Annotated in this window: 20 protein-coding genes; 13 read left to right on the plus strand and 7 right to left on the minus strand. The window is 34.9% G+C overall.

Going from position 1 to position 22599, the window contains the following annotated elements; all coding sequences use genetic code 11:
• Window positions 1–67: 67 nt before the first annotated feature.
• The 7 genes from B7R65_RS19080 to nikC form a co-directional block, all read right to left on the minus strand.
• On the minus strand, window positions 68–1381 hold the full coding sequence (locus tag B7R65_RS19080) for an SLC5/6 family protein (protein WP_088044423.1): 1314 nt from the start codon (window positions 1379–1381) through the stop codon (window positions 68–70).
• 3 nt (window positions 1382–1384) lie between these two features.
• On the minus strand, window positions 1385–2083 hold the full coding sequence (locus B7R65_RS19085; RefSeq protein ID WP_088044424.1) for a response regulator transcription factor: 699 nt from the start codon (window positions 2081–2083) through the stop codon (window positions 1385–1387).
• On the minus strand, window positions 2080–2847 hold the full coding sequence (locus B7R65_RS19090; RefSeq protein WP_088044425.1) for a sensor histidine kinase: 768 nt from the start codon (window positions 2845–2847) through the stop codon (window positions 2080–2082). Before B7R65_RS19090 ends, B7R65_RS19085 begins: the two co-directional genes overlap by 4 nt.
• A gap of 325 nt (window positions 2848–3172) precedes the next feature.
• Window positions 3173–4159, minus strand: coding sequence for an ABC transporter ATP-binding protein (locus B7R65_RS19095; RefSeq protein ID WP_088044426.1), 987 nt, complete (start codon window positions 4157–4159; stop codon window positions 3173–3175).
• Entirely contained in the window at window positions 4159–5184 is a 1026-nt protein-coding gene (locus tag B7R65_RS19100) for an ABC transporter ATP-binding protein (RefSeq protein ID WP_088044427.1), read from the minus strand. The genes B7R65_RS19095 and B7R65_RS19100 overlap by 1 nt, the downstream gene beginning before the upstream one ends.
• Window positions 5185–5196: 12 nt before the next feature.
• Complete coding sequence (locus B7R65_RS19105) at window positions 5197–6117, minus strand: ABC transporter permease (protein WP_088044428.1); 921 nt, start codon at window positions 6115–6117, stop codon at window positions 5197–5199.
• Window positions 6118–6129: 12 nt separating this feature from the next.
• Entirely contained in the window at window positions 6130–7014 is an 885-nt protein-coding gene (gene nikC, locus B7R65_RS19110; RefSeq protein WP_373419599.1) for a nickel transporter permease, read from the minus strand.
• Window positions 7015–7245: 231 nt separating this feature from the next.
• Here nikC and B7R65_RS19115 point away from each other — a divergent pair, with 231 nt between their 5' ends.
• The 13 genes from B7R65_RS19115 to B7R65_RS19175 all read left to right on the plus strand — a co-directional run bounded on the left by B7R65_RS19115 (window position 7246) and on the right by B7R65_RS19175 (window position 22532).
• Window positions 7246–8802 carry a glutathione ABC transporter substrate-binding protein gene (locus B7R65_RS19115; protein WP_088044430.1) on the plus strand — a complete coding sequence of 519 codons (1557 nt, stop codon included), beginning with the start codon at window positions 7246–7248 and terminating at the stop codon, window positions 8800–8802.
• 65 nt (window positions 8803–8867) lie between these two features.
• Window positions 8868–10376: an amidohydrolase family protein gene (locus B7R65_RS19120; protein WP_088044431.1), complete on the plus strand. Its 1509-nt coding sequence runs from the start codon at window positions 8868–8870 to the stop codon at window positions 10374–10376.
• 1 nt (window position 10377) lies between these two features.
• Complete coding sequence (locus tag B7R65_RS19125; RefSeq protein WP_088044432.1) at window positions 10378–11847, plus strand: chlorohydrolase family protein; 1470 nt, start codon at window positions 10378–10380, stop codon at window positions 11845–11847.
• A gap of 141 nt (window positions 11848–11988) precedes the next feature.
• A complete protein-coding gene (locus tag B7R65_RS19130; protein ID WP_088044433.1) occupies window positions 11989–13554 on the plus strand; it encodes a glutathione ABC transporter substrate-binding protein in 1566 nt (521 codons plus the stop codon).
• A 275-nt stretch (window positions 13555–13829) separates the two neighbouring features.
• Window positions 13830–14171 carry a PadR family transcriptional regulator gene (locus B7R65_RS19135; RefSeq protein WP_088044434.1) on the plus strand — a complete coding sequence of 114 codons (342 nt, stop codon included), beginning with the start codon at window positions 13830–13832 and terminating at the stop codon, window positions 14169–14171.
• A complete protein-coding gene (locus B7R65_RS19140) occupies window positions 14164–14646 on the plus strand; it encodes a hypothetical protein (protein WP_088044435.1) in 483 nt (160 codons plus the stop codon). The genes B7R65_RS19135 and B7R65_RS19140 overlap by 8 nt, the downstream gene beginning before the upstream one ends.
• A complete protein-coding gene (locus B7R65_RS19145) occupies window positions 14643–15176 on the plus strand; it encodes a permease (RefSeq protein ID WP_088044436.1) in 534 nt (177 codons plus the stop codon). The genes B7R65_RS19140 and B7R65_RS19145 overlap by 4 nt, the downstream gene beginning before the upstream one ends.
• Before the next feature lie 566 nt (window positions 15177–15742).
• On the plus strand, window positions 15743–16990 hold the full coding sequence (locus B7R65_RS19150) for an amidohydrolase family protein (RefSeq protein ID WP_088044437.1): 1248 nt from the start codon (window positions 15743–15745) through the stop codon (window positions 16988–16990).
• A gap of 24 nt (window positions 16991–17014) precedes the next feature.
• Entirely contained in the window at window positions 17015–18256 is a 1242-nt protein-coding gene (locus B7R65_RS19155) for an amidohydrolase family protein (RefSeq protein ID WP_088044438.1), read from the plus strand.
• A gap of 33 nt (window positions 18257–18289) precedes the next feature.
• The gene (locus B7R65_RS19160) at window positions 18290–19537 is read left to right on the plus strand and encodes an amidohydrolase (RefSeq protein WP_088044439.1); all 1248 of its coding nucleotides are present in this window, start codon (window positions 18290–18292) and stop codon (window positions 19535–19537) included.
• Window positions 19538–19623: 86 nt separating this feature from the next.
• A complete protein-coding gene (locus tag B7R65_RS19165) occupies window positions 19624–20529 on the plus strand; it encodes a DMT family transporter (protein ID WP_088044440.1) in 906 nt (301 codons plus the stop codon).
• Between the two features lie 20 nt (window positions 20530–20549).
• Window positions 20550–21845, plus strand: coding sequence for a uracil/xanthine transporter (locus B7R65_RS19170; protein WP_088044441.1), 1296 nt, complete (start codon window positions 20550–20552; stop codon window positions 21843–21845).
• A 150-nt stretch (window positions 21846–21995) separates the two neighbouring features.
• A complete protein-coding gene (locus B7R65_RS19175; RefSeq protein WP_088044442.1) occupies window positions 21996–22532 on the plus strand; it encodes a GNAT family N-acetyltransferase in 537 nt (178 codons plus the stop codon).
• Window positions 22533–22599: the final 67 nt, after the last annotated feature.

A 22599-nucleotide genomic window follows, 5' to 3' on the forward strand; every position in this document is an offset into this window, starting at 1 on the left:
TGAATTAGTAAGAATTAAAAGAGCTAATCGACATTTTGATTAGCTCTTTTAATTTGGTGTAAAATTTCTATGCAGTTCTCTCTTTGGAAAAAATGAAACGATAGACCGTACAAGTACATATTATTATTAATGAAATAAGGGCACTAAACCATATACTTTGAAATTCACTTACATATTGTTGAATGATGTATGAAAGTATAATACTCAAAATAATACTAATTGGAATATAATTTGGTACTTTTCCTTTACTAAAAACGATGACCAGTATTGGAATCAACAAAGCTGAATATACATTTCCAGAATAAAATAATAGCTCTACAATCGATTTAGAATTGAGCAATGTCAAAAAATAAACGATGGCAGCAATAATAATACAAAGTAGATAAGCTATTCTAATTTTTTGGTGATCATTCTGCTTCCTATGGAAAGGTTCGAGAACATTTTGGACGATAAAACTAGCTAATGAATGTAGACATGCTCCAAATGTTGAAGTAATGGCATTAAAAGCACATAAAACAAAAAGTATGAAAAAGAAAGGAGTCGTTATTTTATTAGCTAATCCAACTAAAATTGAATGAATATCTGTAAAACCACCAGTAAAAATGACAATGATAAAAAGACATGAAAATGAAAGTGGAAAGATCGACCATATTAATCCTGATAAAGAGAAGGTTAATGGAACTTTTTTTACTTCAATCATAAATAAACGATGCCAAGATGCTAGATCAAAGAAAAACTGGCCAAAGCCTACTAGCAGGCCTGAAAATAGAAAGCTCCATAAATCATAATGATCTATTACTAGCATATATGGGTGATATAAACGAATCCCATCGTATACAGGCTGTACTCCTTCTTTCACGAAAAAATACAATGGTATTAAAATGGCGGCTGCAAACATTGTGATGACTTGAAAACCTGCTAATCTGTGAATCATTTTTAATCCACCAAATCCAGCAAACAAAACACAAAAAAGAGTGAAAATGAAAAGCTCTATATATAAAGGGAAATCAAATAGAAACTGAAACAAGGTAGACGCAGCCATTGATTGTATATATAAAATGTGAAAACTAGTTAAAATTAATAAGATAATAAAAATCCAATAGCCGAGTGGATGTAGTTTCGTTTTTAAATAATCTCCCATCGTTAAGCCATCTGAGAAATCTTGCCGAACTTTTTTCCCTATAAAACTAAACATAAATAAAGCAAATGCTCCAGCGAATGCGTAGCTAATTCCCCCGAAAACGCCATATTTCACCATCGATTCTGGAGAAGATAAAATGGTAGTACCTGTTACCCAACGTGCCAGAAGAGAAATAATTCCGATACCCATTCCAATTTGAACAGGACCTTGTACATACTCTTTAAATGAACGTGCAATCACTATTTATTTTCCTTTCTCACGGAACTCTTTAGGAGTTACTCCCTCGATCTTTCGAAATAACGTACTAAAATAATGCTGACTGTTAAAGCCTGAGTTTTCCGCGACATCTGAAATATTCCAATTTGGATTATTTGTTAAAAACCGTTTTGCGGCTTGTATTCTGTAATCAATTAAATATTCTGAAAATGAAACGCCGACTTCTTCATGAAATTTTCTACTTAAATACGAATGATTTGTATGAACTTCACGTGCTATATCAGAAAGTGAAAGTTTTTCAGCGAAATGTTCGTGAATATACAGTAGGGTTTGATGAATCAAACTTGAATAATGATTAGATGAATCAGACTGCATATATCTAGATAAAACCTTTTGTAATTCACTTTCTATGACTGGTTTCGTTAAATAATCAACCACACCAATCCTAATTGATTGTTGAGCATAATCAAAACTTTGATATGCTGTTACCATAATGATATCTACGTCATTATTTAAAGATCTTAGCTCTTCACCGAATTCTAGACCTGAACGTCCAGGAAGATTAATATCTAAAAATGCCAGATTAATTTTATGGTTTTGGTTAATTGTAAGAGCTTGGCATGCATCGGCAGCTTTATGAAACTTCCATAATGGGAATATACTTTTAATCATATATTCCATTTGTTCAAGTTCCAACGGTTCGTCATCAACTAATAATATATTCATTCCTTTGCTACCTCCTCGACTCTTAAATCATGAACAAGTGGCCATATGATTTTCACATTAGTGCCGTTTTCATTAGATTGAATTTTGACTTGAGCTTTGTTACTGAAATATAATTTTAATCGTTTTTTTATATTATCTAATCCATGTCCATCGCTACCTGTAAAAGAGTTAGTCATGCCCATTAAACCATTATCGGTTACATCTAAATAGACAGTTTGAGCTACCTGATAAAATCGAATATGAAGTAATGCTTCGCCAACTTTCTTTTCTAAACCGTGTTTAAATGAATTTTCAACTAAGGTTTGCAATATAAAAGGGGGGACAAGTGCAATTAATAAATCCTCAGGGCAATCTAACTGAACTTTAAGTCGATCACCAAAACGTAGTGTTTGAATGTCCAAATAATATTGAGTATATTGAATTTCTTGAGCTAGTGGAATTAATGGCTCAGAAGGTTTATATTTGAATTTCAAGAATTGTGAAAAAGTCTCTAGAGCTCGGATTAATTCTTTAGTTCTGTTTAAACGTGCCAAACTCAATATAACATTTAATGTATTAAACAAAAAATGTGGTTGAATTTGTTGATTTAATTTATTATATTGGGCTTCTTGAAGCGCGTGCTCTAACCGAATTTCTCTATTCTTATTTTCAAGTAGATCAATTCTCTTTTCAAAGATAAATAAAAATAATAAAGCAATAGCTCCCATAATAGGAGCTAAAATGAATAGCATGATTAATAAAGTAAATCCCTCGTAACTTAGCATGAAGAACCTCAGATAGGTTTATATTTTTTATTTTTTGACTACGTTAAAAAAGAGTGTTGATTTCCACTTCAGGATGCTGGCTTTCCGTGAGGCGCGCTGCTTAATAAGCCTCCTGGGCCCACACGATGTGGGTCATGCATGCGTTACGACAGGACGTCGTGGTATTAGCATGCTACCTACCTTTTTGACAACTGCGGGATCTCAACTATCCCGAAACTCCCACAGGAGTCGAGCACCTTACGCTCCAATCAGCTTCTAAATATCAACTGTATAAATTACCAGAACATATTATATTAATAAAACACTCTTTCAAAAAATATACTATTTAAACGACAATGTGACAAGCAACTTGATGATTTTGTTCAGAAATCTTTAAATCAGGAACTTTCGTTTTACAGATTTCTAAAGCAAAAGGGCATCTTGTATGGAAACGGCAACCGCTTGGCGGATCAATTGGAGAAGGAACGTCTCCGGTTAATAAAATTCTTTCTCTTGTATGCACTGGATTCGGTACTGGAATTGCCGATAATAACGCGCGTGTATATGGGTGTTGAGGATTTTCAAAGATTGATTTTTTATCAGCAATCTCTACAATTTTTCCTAAATACATAACCATAACACGGTCAGAAATATGTCTAACTACACCTAAATCGTGTGAGATAAAAAGAAATGTTAATGAAAATTTTCGTTGCAATGATTTTAATAAGTTTAATACTTGAGCTTGAATTGAAACATCAAGTGCAGAAACAGCTTCATCACATATAATTAATTTTGGATCAACTGCGAGTGCCCTTGCAATTCCGACTCTTTGACGTTGTCCGCCACTAAATTCGTGAGGGTATCTATCCATTGCCTCAGGTCTTAATCCTACATGTCCTAATAATTCTTCAATCCTAGCTTTTCGATCTTCTTTTGGCACGACATTTTGAATCGCTAAGGCTTCTCCGAGTATTTGACCAATTGTTTGTCTAGGATTAAGGGATGCAAATGGATCTTGAAAGATAACCTGTAAGTCCTTTCTAATTTTCCTCATTTCATTCTTTCTTAAACTTAGTAGGTCTTTATCTTGAAAATGGATACTACCACTAGTCGGTTCATCTAACCTGAGAATAGCCCGTCCAGTTGTAGATTTTCCGCAACCAGACTCCCCAACGATGCTTAATGTTTCTCCTTCATATATATGAAAACTAATATCGTCCACTGCTTTTACATGATTGACTGTTCGACCGAAAATACCGCCCTTAATAGGGAAATATTGTTTTAACTGGTCTACATTAAGCAATACCTTTTTATCATCAACTTGTAAGCCCATCATTCAACACCTACTTTCTCTTGAAGTGTATAGTCTTTCTCCCATTGTGTTGTATACATCCAACAGCTAACCTCTGTTGATTGGTCAATTGATTGGAGTTCCGGTACAGAGTGTTTACAAATATCCTTAGCATGAGCACAGCGGGGGGCAAAGCTGCATCCTTTTGGCATATTGTAGGGACTCGGAACAGTACCAGGAATAGTCGTTAATTCATCTTGATCCATATCAAGGCGTGGTAAAGAGTTTAATAGTCCGATCGTGTATGGATGTTTAGGATTTGTAAAAAGATCTTTAGCTAATGTATACTCAACAATTTTTCCAGCGTACATAACAGCAACTCGATCACAAGTTTCATAGACAACCCCTAAATCATGAGTAATTAAGATGACGGCTGTGCCGAAATCCTTTTGTAACGTTTTAATTAGTTCTAATATTTGTGCTTGAATCGTTACATCTAGTGCAGTTGTTGGTTCATCTGCAATTAATACTTCTGGATGACAGGCAAGAGCCATTGCGATCATAACTCTTTGTCTCATCCCACCGCTAAGTTCATGTGGCTCTTGTTTTGCTCTTTTTTCAGGAGAGGGGATACCTACTAATCGAAGCATTTCAACTGCTTTTTTCCAAGCTTCTTTCTTGCCAAGTTTTTGATGAAGTCGAATGGCTTCAGCGATCTGTTCACCTGCAGAATAAACCGGGTTTAATGACGTCATCGGCTCTTGAAAAATCATTGAGATTTCATTTCCTCGAATTGAACGCATCTGTTTTTCAGTCTTAGTTAATAAATCTTCTCCTTTAAAAAGAATGTTGCCTCCTGTAATTTTTCCTGGTGGGGATGGGATAAGTCTTAAAAGTGATAATGATGTAATACTTTTACCACTTCCAGATTCTCCTACAATTCCTAATGTTTCTCCTTTATTTAAAGTAAAGCTAATGCCATCAACAGCTTTACTCGTACCTTCATCTGTAAAAAAGTAGGTTTGTAGATTTTTTACCTCAAGAATTGTTTCATCAAATTGTTTCATCTTAGTGCCTCCTTAATTCAAGTCAATTCGTTTATTAAAGTATCGATAGAGGACATCAACAGCTAAATTCATAAATACGAAGATGACAGAAGCAATTAGCACGCCACCTTGAACCATTGGTATATCCCTTGTTCTAATCGCATCAACTATTAATCTACCAAGTCCATTAATTGCAAAAACTGACTCTGTTAAGACTGTGCCACCAAGAAGAGCACCGAACTGAAGACCAACAACTGTTATGACAGGGATCAACGCATTTTTAAGACCGTGCTTATAAATAATGACATATTCCTTTAGACCTTTAGCTCTTGCAGTACGAATATAGTCCTGACGAACAACTTCGAGCATACTTGATCTTGTCATTCTGGCTACAATCGCGGCTCCACCTGCACCAAGCGTTAATGCTGGAAGAATCATATGTTTAATTGTCCCCCAACCTGCAACTGGAAAAATATGAAGATTGACTGAAAAAAAGTAGATTAGCATTAAGCCGAACCAAAAGCTAGGTAAAGAGATTCCTAATAAAGCAATGATCATAATCGTAATATCTGAGATTGAATATTGTTTCGTTGCAGAGATAATACCAGCTAACATCCCTAATACAACTGTAATAAAAATACTCGCTAGAGCAAGTTCAAGGGTAATCGGTAAGCGAATCATAATTTCGTCTAAAACTGGTCGATTATTACGAAGAGATTCACCAAAATCACCTTGTAAGACATGAAATACATAATCAAAATATTGAACAAATATTGAACGATCTAGACCAAGTTGATGACGAATCATTTCAATTGTTTGTTTAGTTGCACCTTCACCAGCAAGTAGCGTAGCTGGATCACCAGGGACCATTTGCATAATAAGGAATACGACTAAACTTACTCCAAGTAAAACTGGGATTGTTTGCAAAATTCTTCTAATAATAAATATAAACATATACTCTCCTCCTTATTTTTTCATCCTAGGATCAAGGGCATCTCTTAGACCATCACCAAAAATATTAAATCCAAGTACAAGTGTTGAGATTGCAATCCCTGGAAATAAAGCTATATGTGGAGCACTGAATAAATAATCTCGTCCACTACTTAACATCGCTCCCCATTCTGGAGAAGGAGGCTGAGCACCTAAGCCTAGATATGATAAGCCAGCTGCTGATAAAATCGCAGTTGCTAGTCGTAAAGTAGCTTGTACGATAATAGGAGATAGAATATTCGGAAAAATATGTTTGAAAATAATGGTTGAATCAGAAGCACCTAATGCCCGAATGGCGTCAATATACTCAAGTTTTCTAACAGAAAGTGTGGAACCTCGTACGATACGAGCAAACATAGGAATTGAAAACACGCCAACTGCTACCATTACATTTATTAAACTAGGGCCTAGTGCACTAATAATCGCAAGTGCTAGCAAAATACCAGGGAAAGCGAGTAGTACATCAACAATTCTCATAATAATCGTATCCATCCATTTTCCGTAAAACCCTGCTAACAATCCAAGAATGATACCAATAAATGCTCCGAAAAATACAGAAACAAATCCGACTGATAATGAAAGGCGACTTCCATAAATTAATCTGCTTAATATATCTCTACCTTTATCATCTGTCCCCATCCAATGATCTACCGACGGAGGCTGGAGTTTGTGAATTAAATCAATTGCAAATGGATCCTTTGGAGAAATAAGTGGTGCGAAGATGGCTACTAAAATATAAAAGAGTACAATGTATCCACCGATTAGCGCTAATTTATTTTTCTTAAACTTTTTATAAAAAACTTTCCACCGTTTAAGTTGTTGAGATTTCTTTTTTTCTAATTTTGTTTCATTATGATTCATTAAGATCTCTGGCTTCATAGTTGTTCCTTCCTCCTTTTCTTTCATTAAATTTATGCAAAATAGGTATTGAAGTAAATATGATGTGTAAAAGCAGTAAAGATAGTGTAAAAACGAGTAAAGATTCTGAAAATATAAAATTTTATTTTTTTTTATAATTTGAATAAGCCTGACGTACCCATAAAAAATTCACTTGGATAAACATAAGGCAAGTTTGAAGAGGAGGAAAAAATAATGAAGAAAAGAACGGCTGGTTTTCTATTTGCATCCTTATTAACAATCTCATCTGTTTTATCAGCATGTACGTCTGATCAGACAAGTAGTAATGAAACAGGAGGGAAAGCGAAAGCAGGAGGAACTTTAGTAGTTGCTCGACTTTCTGATGCGACTACTTTAGATCCACATTTTATTACAGATATTCCATCTGCGAACGTTGTATATGAAAAGGTATATGAAACATTAGTCGTGCCTGATAAAAATATGGAACCACAACCACTACTCGCTACAGAATGGAAACAGATTGATAATGTTACGTGGGAGTTTAAACTTCGTGATGGAGTTAAATTCCATGATGGGGCACCTTTTAATGCGGATGCTGTTAAAACAAATTTCGAGAGAATACTAGATCCAAAAACAGCTTCGCCACAAGCAGGTAAATTTGAAATGATTAAAGAGATCAAAGTAGTTGATGATTCAACGGTTCAATTTATTTTGAAATATCCTTATGCACCACTGTTATCAATCTTAATGAGTAATGAAGGTAGTATTATTAGTCCAAAATCGATTGCAGAAAATAGTGATAAAATTGGACAAAATCCAGTTGGAACTGGACCTTATGTTTTTAAATCATGGAAGTCAGGCGAAGAAATTAATATTGTAAAAAATAATGAGTATTGGGGCAATAAACCTAAAATAGATGGCGTTGTATTTAAGGTTGTTCCTGAAGATGCGACAAGACTAGCAATGATTGAAACAGGTGAGGCTCATGTAACTGACCAAGTGCCAGTTACTGAAATTGAGCGAATAGAAGCTTCAGATACGATGGATTTATATCGTACAGATGGACTAGCAGTCGAATACTTAAGCTTTAATGTAAAGAAAAAGCCTTTTGATGATGTACGAGTTCGTAAAGCAATTGCACATGCAATTGAAGTTGATTCAATTATTAAAGGTGTATATAACAATGTAGGTACAAGAGCAAACTCAACAATGAGTCCTAAGGTTTTTGGATATGATGCCAATATTAAAGGCTACGACTATGATATTAATGAATCTAAAAAACTACTAAAAGAAGCAGGCATTAAAGATGGATTTGAATTTACATTAACAACAAGTGATCGTAAAGAAAGAATAAATATGGCAGAGGTTATTCAATCTCAGTTAAAAGGCATAGGTATTAAAGTGAAAATCCAAGTCCTTGAATATGGTGCTTATATTGGTGTAATTGCAAAAGGAGAGCATCAAGTTTCTATAGGAGGTTGGGGAAATGCTACAGGAGATGGCGATTACAATCAATTTAATCTTTTTGATAGCAAATCTCAAGGTGCTGCAGGGAATAGTTCATTCTACAGCAACCCTGAAGTAGATAAGTTAATTGAAACTGCACGTAAAGAATCTGACAGCGAGAAACGAAAAGAATTGTATTCACAAGCACAAAAAATTGAAAGTGAAGAAGTACCTTATGTACCGATTCGTAACTATGAGCACTTAGCAGTATACGGTTCAACTGTTAAAGGACTTTGGTTGAATCCAGCAAGTTATTTAATGCTTGATGACGTAACAGTGAAATAAATTATTGGTCAAAATAGAGGACAGCATACACACGTTATGCTGTCTTCTAAATTAGGAGGGAAAATATGATTGATCTATTACTAATTCATGGTACGGTCATTACAATGGACCCAAAACGAAGAATACTACATGACGGTTCCATTGCTATTTCAAATGGCAGAATACTAGACATAGGTTTAACCGAAAATCTGGAAATGAAATATGAAGCAAAAAAAGTGATTGATTGTAAGCATCAATGTATCTTACCAGGATTAATCGATGTTCATGGTCATGGCGGTCATTCCATGTTTAAGACAATCGCTATGGAAAATATTGATTTTTGGATGCCGATTATGACAAATACGTATAAGCATTTTGTAACAGATGATTTTTGGTATTACGAAGGTAAACTCTCTGCTCTTGAAAGATTAAAAGCGGGTGTGACAACAGGAGTAAGTGTATTAGGTTCGATGCCACGGTCAGATGATCCAATTTTCGCTATAAATCATGCGAAAGCATATGCTGAAGTTGGCGTCCGTGAAGTTGTTTGTACTGGACCATGTAATCCTCCATGGCCACATCTTTTTAGCAGATGGGTTGATGGGAAAAGAATCATAAAAGAAGTTTCCTATGAAGAAGTACTAAAAGGTGCTGAAGCTGTTATTGAAGCTTTAAATCATGCCAATGACGACCGAACTAGAGCATTTATTACACCATTTGTCATTGTAACGTCCGTTGATCCCTCAAACCCTACTTCTCCTGACAGACTTTATGGATTAACAAATCATGATCTTTATCAAGCAAAAAAAATAAGAGAAATTGCAAGGAAATATAACACAAGGATACACTCTGATGCATTTGGTGGAATGATTCATTTAGCAATACAAGATAAAGAAAATGCATTATTAGGTCCTGATGTCCATCTCCAACATTGTCGTGGAATTTCATTTGATGAGGCTAGGATTCTAGCAGAAACAGGTACAAATATTAGTGCTTCACCAGGATTTGGGCAAGTTCTTGCACGCACACCAATTACCGAGTTAATCGAAATGGGTGCAACTGTAGCAATCTCAACTGACGGGACTTCACCTTCAACGAGCTTTGATCTATTTCAAGCAATGCGAAAAACTCAGTTCGTTCACCAAGCAGCATTAAGAGATTACTATTATTTACCCCCAGGCAAGTTGTTAGAAATGATTACGATCGATGCAGCGAAATGTATCGGTTGGGACGATGAAATTGGTTCACTTGAGATTGGGAAAAAAGCGGATGTCATTACTGTTAATTTACATCAGCCACATCTGACTCCAGAATTTATGCATGTCCACCGTCTTGTTTTTCAAGCAGTTGCTAGTGATTTAGAACATGTAATTGTTGATGGGAAATTAATCATGGAAGGACGAAATGTAAGAACAGTTCATGAAAGTACAGTGTTAAATGAAGCAAATGAAGAAGCGTTTTCGACGATTAAGCGTGCTGGTTTAGAAAAATATATGCAACCTACGAAATATTTTTGGGGACATGCACGTGCTTATGTTGATGAAAAGAGATATGAAGAGAGTGAAAATAAAGTGGCTATGTGGGAAGGAGAATAAGATGAAAACAAAGTTAAAAGGAAGATATGTCATCGGATTTGACGGTAGTGATCATGTCATTTTAGAAAATTCTGAGATTGTTTTTGAAAAGGATACGATTTTATATGTTGGTAAAAATTACGCAAATGAAGTGGATGAGGTTATAGATGTTGGAAAAGCGATTCTTAGTCCAGGTTTCATTGATTTAAATGCTTTAGGTGATATTGATCATGATATTTTACATTTTGAAGCCAGTTCTAATAGACAGAAAAATCTTCTCTGGTCAGAAGACTATGTTCAACATGGACATCACGAATTGATGACAGAGGAAGATGAAGCGTTTAAGTCTTTATATGCTTATTCCCAACTTATTCTACATGGAATTACGACTGCAATGCCCATTACGAGCGTTTTTTATAAAAATTGGGCTGAAACATATGAAGAATTAGAGGAAGCTGCAAAACATGCGGCAAGCCTTGGGTTAAGAATTTATCTTGGACCAAGTTATCAATCAGGTATAAGAGTCGTCCAACAAGATGGCACGATTAAATTACACTGGGACGAAAAAGCAGGTGAAGCTGGTTTAGAGAGAGCCGTTAAGTTTATCGAAACTTTCGATGGTTCCTATGATGGTCTAGTTAGAGGAATGCTTGCGCCAGAAAGAATTGAATCACAAACTGCTGATGTTTTAGTAAAAACAAAATATTATAGTGAGAAGTTAAACGTACCAATTAAACTGCATGCAGCACAAGGAAGTTTTGAATTTAACACAATCGTGAAAGAACATGGGGTTACACCAATTAGATATTTATATAATTTAGGTTTTCTTGGGCCAAAAACGGGAATACCGCATGCCCATTTTGTGTCTGGTTATAGTGAAGCAAATTATAAAATAGATAATGATATTTCGTTACTAAAAGAAACAAATACGACAGTTATACACTGTCCACTTATTATAGGAAGACATGGTTCTACACTTGAATCATATGCAAAATATAAAAGTGAGGGAATTAATATTGCACTAGGTACAGACACATTTCCACCAGATATGTTTCAAAATATTCGAACTGGAAGTATGCTTTCGAGAATTGTTGAAAAAGAAGTTAAAGGTTCTACATTTGCTGACTTTTTTCGTTCTGTTACGATTGATGCAGCAAATTTCCTTAATCGAAGTGACCTTGGAAGAATTTCCGTTGGAGCAAAAGCAGATATAATCGCGATTGATTTAGATGGGTTTCATATGGGTGTACTAGATGATCCGATTCGAACGATGTTTGTAAGTGGATCCGGAAGAGACGTTAAATTATCAATCATTAATGGGAAAATCGTTATGAAAAACCAAGAAATATCCAATGTCAATTTGGAAGATTTGAAGCTGAAAGGACAAAAATATTTTAACAAGATGAAAAAGGGATATTTGGAAAGAGACTTCGAACAGCATACAAAGAAGGAGTTATTTCCACAATCTTTTCATTTTGTAGATTCGATTTAGTAGATATTGATTAGATGATTTTTCGAAAACAAGTAAAGAAACTGAAAAAACTAGTAAAGATTTTCAAAAATAATATTCTGAATATTTTATATAATTAGATAAATATTTAGAAAACAAACAAAAAGCAGGGGGTCGAAGTCTATGAAATTTAAAAGTGGAATAGGGAAATCTTTTCTAGTACTTTTAACGGCTGTTGCAATTACTGGTTGTTCGTCTAATCAAAGTGTCGGTACAAAATCAAATAACTCAAGCAATGAATCGAAAGGTGGTAGCACATTAGTCATTGCTCGTTTATCGGATGCAGAGAATTTGGACCAGCAATTTATGTCCACAATTAATGCAGCAAGTGTAACGCATCATAAAATTTATGAAGGGCTTGTTCAACGAGATAAAAATAATGAAATCCAGCCTATGCTAGCTGAAAAATGGAACCGAATTAATGAAACGACATGGGAGTTTAATCTTAGACATGATGTACAGTTTCATGATGGTACTCCTTTTAATGCAGAGGCAGTAAAAAAGACGTTTGATCGGTTATTAGATCCAAAAGTTGCATCACCTAGAGCTGTCGTTTTTAAAATGGTAAATCAAGTGAAAGTAGTTGATGAATACACAGTTCAATTCATCTTAAAAGAACCTTTTTCTCCTCTTCTTTCAATTTTAGCAAATCATGAAGGTGGAATTATTAGTCCGAAAACGATTAACAAGTATGGGAAAGACATTATCCAAGAACCAAATGGAACTGGCCCTTTTGTATTTGATTCATGGTCACCAGGCCAAGAAATTACTCTAGTTAAAAACAAGAATTACTGGGGTGACAAACCAAAAGTGGACAAAGTGATCTTCAAGGTTGTCCCAGAGGATTCTACAAGAATATCGATGATTGAAACAGGAGAAGCACAAATTGCTGAACCCCTTCCAGTTGCTGTAATGGACCAAGTTGAATCTTCAACAGCGATGGATGTATACCGTAGTGAAGGATTTGGTACTGAATATATTGGGTTTAATGTAAATAAAAAACCATTCAACGATGTCCGCGTTCGTAAAGCTATTGCTCATGCTGTTGAAATGGATTCAATTATAAAAGGTGTGTTTAATAATGTAGGTAAAAAGGCGAATTCAGCGATGGGATCGAAAGTATTTGGATATGATGCTGAATTGAAAGCATATGATTACAATTTGAAAGAGGCAAAGAAGTTATTGAAGGAAGCAGGCTATGCGAATGGATTTGATGCAACAATTCTTACGATGGATAGTAAAGAACGAGTTAATTTAGCAGAAGTGATTCAATCTCAGTTAAAAGGAATAGGGATTAATTTAAAAGTACAAGTCATGGAGTATGGTTCTTTTGTTGAACGAGTAAATAAAGGACAATCGCAAATGTTCATTATTAGCTGGAGGAATGCAACTGGAGATGCAGATTATAATCAATATAATCTTTTCCATACAGATTCACGTGGAGCAGCTGGAAACACATTCTTTTATAGTAATCAAAAAGTCGATGATTTAATCAATGCTGCTCGTAAAGAAACGGAAGAAGAGAAGCGTAAAGAGCTTTACGCCGAAGCACAAGAAATTGAAATGAGTGATGCGCCATATATTCCAGTACGCGTAATCGAAAATGTGGCTGCAGTCTCAAAAGATGTAAAAGGATTTTCAATCAGCCCATCTGGCTATTTAGAAATTAATGACGTATCAATAAAGTAAAGATGATAAATGAAAGGTATTAAGTCGATTTCCAAACACGGAAGTCGGCTTTTTTTGATTCATTCTAATCTTAATGTGCAAAAGACTTTGGATTTTCTTCAATTAAATTTTTAGCAGTTCCTAAGAGAAAAAATTGGTTTATTTTTTAGAGTTAGAATATACTGTTAATAACATAATACTGTCATTAACAGTATTATGTTATTAACAGTATGATGAAGTTATCCATGATATCAAAAACGATTATTTTTCCATTGCATTTAGGAGGTTAGTTATTTATGAAACATACAGGAAGACATACAGGGGCATTTCTTTTACTGTTTTTAACAGAGGGAGATAGCTACGGAGGCAAACTTTTGCAGAAATGTGAGGATGATCTTCCCATCAATCCAATTGATAGTGCCATATTGTATCGCACACTTAAGCAACTAGAGAAAGAAGGGGCAGTTGAGTCCTATTTGGGTACATCTGAACAAGATAAGCCGATAAAAATGTACAAAATTACTGAAGAAGGGAAATGCAAATTAGAAGAATTTCAAATCAATATTGAAACAAAACTTAAGAATTTATCTTTTTTCTTAAACAAATATGAAGTATGGAAGGAGTCTGATCATGATTAATGCTACTATCCTTTACAGTCTGGCTATTATTCTTACCAGTATTTCTTTTATAAAGGATCGAAATAAAACAAAAGATGCTCTATTGCAGTCATGGAAAATGTTTCGTAATATTTTACCGGATGTTTTATCAGTTATGCTTTTTGTTGGACTATCACTATCATTACTAACGCCATCCTTAATTTCCTCAATCATCGGAGAGAAATCTGGATTAATGGGAATTGTTTATTCTACAATAATTGGATCTGCCGTACTAATTCCAAGCTTTGTCGTATTTCCTCTTGGCGATACATTAGTTCAAAATGGTGCTGGACTCCCACAAGTAGCTGCATTAATGTCTACGATGATGTCAGTAGGAATAGTTACTTTACCTATGGAACAAAAATTATTTGGTAGTAGGTTTGCTTATACTCGTAATGCAGCTGGAATAGTAATGTCGCTTGTTTTTGCATATATTATTTGGGTGGTAATTGTATGAATGAATTAAGAAAATATCGGTTCTTTTTCATTTTATTTTTTGGAATGATTCTACTTACTTGTATTAATCAAACAGTTGGATGGAAGGCATTTCGATTATCAGGAAATAGTATCTTAAATATGATGCTGCTACTTCCTCCTGTTTTAATATTCGTAAGTTTACTAGATAAATGGGTGGAGAAAGAAACACTCATTAAATATATGGGGAAAAAATCTGGCATCTATGGTACACTGTTCTCCTTTTTATTAGGAGCAATTGCAGCTGGTCCACTCTATGTAGCTTTTCCAATGGCTGTACTTTTTTTGAAAAAAGGAGCTAGTATACGGTACATTGTATTTTTCTTAGGAGTTTGGACAACTGCTAAAATACCAACTGCAATATATGAATTTTCTTCATTTGGAGTTAAGTTTTCACTAATTCATATTGGTTTTGGTCTAGTATTTTACTATTTTTTAGGTATTATTTTTGAGAAGTTTTATGACCGCCGACAAATATTGAAATCTGAAATAAATGAAGAAATATCGATTTAAGTGAGTATATTTTTATGTTAATAGATACTTTAATGAAAACAGCTAATCATTGAATTGGCTGTTTTTATTTACCTCTCTCAATAAATTTAACAGCATTTAGGTTGAGCTTTGACTAACATTAAGGCTCTTTTCTAAAAGATTGATGTTTTTAAAACAAACTTTAAATAAAGAAGATGATGAACGGATATGCGAGACTCCTGTGGGAGTAACGGGACAGGAGAGTCCTTAGCAGGCGTCAAAAAGGTAGGCATGCTAAAACCATGACGTCCTGTCGTAACGCTAACGCATGCATACCAGGAGGCCCATCGCACGCCCCACGGAAATCGAGCATCTTGGAGTGGAAATCAACTTAGATACTTCTTAAATAGCAACAAAGTGTACGAAAACAACCAAAATAAAAAGTCATTTAATTTATCAACTCTTTCTCCTCAATTTTTTCACTTTGGTTTGTACAAGAATTAGTAAAGAAACCTTAAAAATATGTAAATATACTAAAATCTTATTATTTCGATTAGTTTTATAATGAAATAGATTCATATATACAATGGGATGGAAGGGTGAGAGTTTTGTCAAATTCATATTGGTTAACAAATGTACGCCTGGAGAATGGTTTTACTTATAATGACAATGAAACAATTACTGGAACTGCAACTGGAAAATACAATGTAAAGATTGAAGACGGAAAAATTAACTCGATTCAATTAGAAAATGAGTTAATTACCGATCAAGCTCCACAGTTTGACGTGCAAGGTCTTCTAATGGTCCCTTCATTTAAAGAAATGCACATTCATATTGATAAAACATTCTATGGCGGACCATGGAAAGCATGTATGCCTGCAACAAATGGTGTAAAAACACGAATAGAGGAAGAACAAATATTATTACCAAAATTATTGCCAACTGCTAAAGAAAGAGCAGAGAAAATGCTTGATCTATTAGTAAGCTACGGATCAACGCATATTCGTACACATTGTAATGTTGACCCAGTTATCGGTTTGAAAAATCTAGAAGCTACATTACAGGCTTTAGAAGGTTATAAAAATAAATTAACACATGAAATCGTTGCATTTCCTCAACATGGTTTATTAAGAAGTAATTCGGTTGAACTAATAAGAGAAGCAATGAAATATGGTGCGAATCTTGTTGGTGGAGTAGATCCAGCTTCAATCGATGAAAATATAGAACGTTCACTTGAAACAATTATGGATATAGCAGTTGATTCAAATTCTGATATAGATGTTCATTTACATGACCCAGATCATCTTGGTCTTTTTACAATGCAAAGACTAGCAACATTAACTGAAAAAGCAGGCTGGCAAGGAAGAGTGACAGTAAGTCATGCGAGTGGATTGGCTGATTTGACAGTTGTTGAAGCAACTGCTATTGCAGAGAGATTTGCTGAATTAGGAATTTCAATCACGTCTACAGTCCCTATTTTCAGAACGATTCCAATTCCTTTGTTACGTGAAAAAGGTGTAAAAGTAGAATTAGGAAATGATAGTCTTACAGATCATTGGTCTCCTTTTGGTATCGGGGATAATCTTGAAAAAGTTGGTCGTTTAGCTGAAAGATTCCGCATGATTGAAGAAAAATCATTGGGTAGCAGTTTAGGATTTATTACAGGTGGTAAAACTCCTTTGAATAACGAAGGTGAAAGAGTATGGCCTGCTATTGGAGATGAAGCGAGTATTGTTCTAGTTGAAGCTAGTTGTTCAGCCGAAGCAGTTGCTAGACGAGCAAAACGTAAAGCAGTCATTTTCAAAGGAAATATTGTAAGTGGTTCGATCTCGAATTTTGAATCAACAATAGTCTAATCTTTTATTAAAGAGAGTGATGAAATGAATCAATCTTATTGGCTTACAAATGTGAAACTTGATAGTGGATTTATGTTTGAAAATGGGAGAATTGAGCATACAGAGACTGATTTATTTAATCTGTATATTAACGATGGTAAAATTGAAAAATTACAATTAGCGGAATTACCATTGATAACACAACTCCCTGTACAGGATGCAAGAAATTTACTTGCACTCCCTGCTTTTAAAGAAATGCATAACCATCTCGATAAAACGTATTTAGGTCTTCCATGGAAAGCTTGTACCCAAGCTCCAAATTTAGTAGAACGTTTAAATTTGGAAGCAATTGAGTTAGCTGAACTCGCTAAAACGGGACAACTTCGAGCGGAAGAAATGCTTCATCTTTTATTAAAAGGTGGGGCTACACATGTCAGAACGCATGTAAATATTGACCCTTATATCGGTTTAGAGAATTTAGATGAAATTCAAAAAGCTTTACTTACCTATAAAGATAAAATGACGAATGAAATAGTTGCTTTCCCTCAACATGGCCTTTTACGCACAAAAAGTATTCCGTTAATGAAATCAGCGATGAGAGAAGGAGCAACGATAGTTGGAGGATTAGATCCAGGTGGCATCGATCAAAATATCGAAGCTTCCCTGTTTGAAATGATTGATCTTGCTGTGGAGTTTAATGCAGATATTGATATTCATATACATGATCCTGGTCATCTTGGTTTTTATACAATTAAAAAACTAGTTTCATTAATTGAAGAAGCAGGTTGGCATAATAGAGTAGCAATTAGTCATGCTTTTGCTCTTGGGGATGTTTCATTCGAGGAATCTGATGAAATGGCAAGTAAACTAGCAAAATTAGGTGTTTCTATCATGTCAACCGTACCGATCAACCGTGTGATGCCTCCTGTTGATTTGCTTCATGAAAAAGGAGTAAAGGTTGCTCTTGGATGTGATGGTTTCTATGATTCATGGTCTCCATTTGGGACTGGAGATATGTTAGAAAAGGCAGGGCGTTTAGCTGAACGATATAACTGGAAAGATGAGTATAGCTTATCTCAAACACTACAATTTATTACCGGTGGAGTGAAAACACTTGATGATAAAGGAAACCGATTATGGCCTGCAGTTGGAGATGAAGCAAGTTTGGTCTTAGTGGATGCATCGTGCTCAGCAGAGGCAGTTGCAAGAAGGTCAGAACGTGCGGCTGTATTCCAAAAAGGTAAAATTGTTTACGGTGGACTTAATTCCATACCTACTTTGAAATAAATTGAAAGTTGATTAAAAGAAGGGAAGAATGTCATGAAATCGGTTTATTGGCTAAAGAATGCACGTTTAGAAACAAGCTTCCAAAAAGAATATGAAAAAGTTACAGGCACGCTAACTGGACTATTTCATCTGTTAATAGAGAATGGTAGAATCAGTAAGATTTTAAAAGAAGAAGAGTCCATTTCAAATGATATACACGTAGAAGATGCAGGCGGATTATTAGTCCTTCCTTCATTTATTGAAAAGCATGTGCATCTTGATAAGACATTAATGGGTGATGTTTGGAGAGCGTGCACACCAACGTCAGGCGTGATTGAACGATTTGAAAATGAAAAATCGGTTTTACCTACAATTGCAACAAGTACTACGAAGCGTGCTGAGTCTTTACTTGAAATACTATTAGCTTCAGGTTCTACCCATGTAAGAACACATGTAGATATTTATCCAGAAATAGGTTTGAAAAATTTAGAACAAGTCAAGACGGCACTAGAAAACTATTCGAATCGACTAAGTTCTGAGGTCGTCGCATTTGCACAACACGGATTATTGCGATCAAATGCAACTAGTTATGTAAGAGAAGCACTTCGAAATGGAGCAGGAATCGTTGGTTCGGTGGATCCGGCTGTAGTAGATCAAAATATCGAAGCATCATTAAACCAATTATTTGATTTAGCAGTAGAAGCTAACGCGGATATCGATCTACATCTACATGATCCTGGTCATCTTGGGACATTTACAATGAAACGTGTCGTTGAATATACGAAACAAGCAGGCTGGGAAGGCAGAGTAGCAATCAGCCATGCGTTTGGAATAGGTGACGTGTCGAAAGAAGAATCCTATGAACTGGCTAATAGTTTAAGTGATGCAGGAATAACCATCGTCACAAGTGTGCCAATTAATCGACAAATGCCACCAGTTGATTTGTTAAATGAACGTGGCGTAGAAGTTGCTGTAGGAAATGATAACATTTTTGATGTTTGGTCTCCATTAGGTAATGGAGATATTTTAGAAAGAGCTGGTCGACTTGCGGAGCGATTCAAATGGATTGATGAAGTTTCGTTAGCTCAAACTCTTAAGTATATTACTGGTGGGAAAACACCATTAGATAAAAAAGGTATTCAAGTATGGCCAAAAGTAGGAGATGCTGCAAATCTAGTTTTAGTAGATGCGAGTTGTTCAGCTGAGGCATTAGCAAGACGCGCTGAACGGAAAGCAGTTATGTATAATGGTAATATCGTAGTTGGTTCATTAAGTAAACAAAATCAATCAATTAACGTATAAAAAAACTGCCGAAAAGGATCTCTGGATACTTCTAGATTTCCTTTTTCCTTTTGCTTAACTAAACAAATAGAAAGCAGGCTGTTATGTTGGTCCGATCTTATCTTTTATTACTATTTTGCGTGATCTGTTGGGGAAGTAATTTTATTTTTGGCGCTTTATTAGTCAAAGACTTTTCACCACTTTTCCTTTCAGCATTAAGATTATTTTTCATTTTACTCTTTCTAATGCTATATGCTTTACGAAAGAAAAAATGGAAAAAAATTCAAAAAAGAGATTGGTTACTGATGATCTTATTAGGCTTAATTGGTACATGTATTAACCAATGGTCATTTTATTCGGCTCTAGAAACTGCCCATCCTACTACCTCGGCATTAATACTAGCTCTTGCTCCTCTTACAACATCTCTTTTAGCTTCGATGTTTTTAAAGGAAAGACTAACAAAAGGGTTTTTATTCGGCTCAATAGTCGCTTTTGTCGGAGTATTTTTTGTTATTACCAATGGTGAAAAGCTGCATATTACAATCGGCTTGGTTTGGATATTTCTTACAATGCTAACATTTTCAATCTCTATTATCATGATTAAAAAGCTATCTGAAAAATACCATTCCATTTCCATAACCCTCTATTCAAATTTCATTGGATTTGGTGGTTTACTGCCTATTACCCTTTTAGCTGACTCGTCTAAACAAATGAGTAGAGAAGTAATGCCTTGGATACTATTAATTGTAACGGCAATCATTATGCATGGGATATGTACGTTAATTTGGAATCAACAAATTCAAGCAGTTGGAGCCTCAAAAGCATCAATGTTTCTTAATTTAGAGCCATTTGTTGCAATGATTGTAGGTTTAATGATTTTGAAAAACAATATAACTGGTTCACAATTAATCGGAGGAGCACTCATTATAATTGGTGTTTTTCTTTCAACTTCATTAAAATGGAAAAAGGTGATTGAGGAACCAAACTATACAAAAGAAACGCAGAATTACTAAGCGCTAAGGAGGGGGAAACTGTGAAAAACTTGAGGGTTTCTACTACTCTATTTTCATCGGTTCAATGGTTATTTTTTATTTTTGCAAATACAATTGTCGTACCTATTTCAATAGGAGCGGCTTTTAATCTTCCGTCAGATGTGGTTGAAATGACGATTAGAAGTTCACTAATCTTCACTGGAATAGCATCTGTGTTACAAGGTTGGATTGGACACAAATACCCTGTAATGGAGGGACACTCTGGTTTACTTTGGGGGGTTATGTTGAACTTAGGTTTATCAGCGTCCTCTTTTGGTCTAAGCTTTGCTGAAATTGGAGGAGGAATGGCAACAGGATTTATTGCAGCTGGGATTGTAACGATCTTATTGTCAGCATTTAATTTGATTTCGTTTCTTCAGAAAATCTTTACTCCAATGGTAATGACAGTCTATTTGTTTTTACTGTCATTTCAGCTGATTTTTGTCTTTTTTAAAGGTATGCTGGGGATTACTGAAAAGGGTGAAATAAGTATACCAATTAGTATACTTTCACTATGTATTGTTTTGTTTGTGAGTATATTGAAGCTTAAAGGAACTCGTATTATTAGCAATTTTTCGATTTTAATTGGAATTGTCGTAGGATGGTTTTTTTATTCGTTATTATTTGGTGGAGATATGAAAGAGGTAGGCTCAGCGGCTGCTAATTTTTCGTTCTTCCCATTAGGAGCACCCAATTTAGAAATTGGTATTATCGCGATCTCGTTTTTCGCTGGAATCATGAACTTAAGTAATACTTTTGCTTCAATAAAAGCTGCATCTGATTTGTTAAAAGAAGTAGATCAACCAAAACAGTATCGCTATTCATTATTTATAACAGGTAGTTTCACAATCATTGCTTCTTTATTCGGTATTGTTCCTTATACACCGTTTACTTCATCACTGGGATTTCTTCAAAGTACCCAGATTTATGAACGTAAACCGTTTATATATGGAGGTGCTTTATTAACTGTTATTGGATTACTTCCACCATTTATTGCGTTCTTGGCAAATATGCCAATTACAGTTGGAAATGCAGTTTTATTCGTTGCGTATCTTCAATTATTTGGAACAGCTTTTAATAGTACAAAGGGGCAAGTATTTACATCAGATACGATATTTAGACTAGCAGCACCAGTGTTGTTAGGTGTAAGTTTAATGAATATTTCACCTGGTACATTTGGAAATCTTCCAATGTTTTTACAACCATTTTTAACGAATGGTTTAATTATGGGAGTCATTATTTCAATTTTATTAGAAAAAGCAGTGAACTGGAAACAGTATGAGCAATTAAAAGTTTAAATCCAAAAAGTAGTCCTATCAAAAAGATAGGCTTCTTTTTTTTTGTAAAGGTACATAAACTGAAGTGATTGCCTTGAGTGCTGATAAAGAGGATTATCGTAAGAAAGTGAAGAATTTTTATTAACTAGCGATAATGGAAGGGTGAAATCTTTGTCTGTAAAAAAAGAACAGAAAGCTACAATTCGAACAGTACGTATGGAAGATGCTATAGCATTATTAGAAATTCAGCGTGAAGTTGTCGAAGAAGGTGATTTTTTTATTTCAGTTTCGGAAGAATTCAAGAAAACGCTTGAACAACAAAGCGAATGGATTAAAAACATACTAGGAAATGAAAGAGAAACATTGTTTGTTGCCGAATTGGACGGTAAAATTGTTGGGTGGATTGTCTTCACAACACAAGATCGTAAACGACTATCACATACTGGTTCGATGGGAATTATGATAAAAAAAGAGAAGAGAAATCTGGGAATCGGAAAGTTATTGTTAGAAGAGCTATTGTCTTGGGCAGAGCTAAATCCACTTATTGAAAAAGTATCCTTAGGAGTGTTTTCGACAAATCAAAAAGCAATCGCTTTATACAAAAGTATGGGATTTGTTGAGGAAGGTCGTAAAATTAAAGGGTTTAAATTTAGCGACAATGAATATGTTGATGATATTCTAATGTATAAACTCGTTGCAGACTGTTGACAAACGCTCGCATTCTTCGTTACTTCGCCTTCTTGCGGTGCTCATTTCCGACAATGGTAACTCCGCT

It is taken from the genome of Bacillus sp. EAC (genome assembly GCF_002156875.1).
In the GTDB taxonomy this organism is placed as follows: domain Bacteria; phylum Bacillota; class Bacilli; order Bacillales; family Bacillaceae_G; genus Gottfriedia.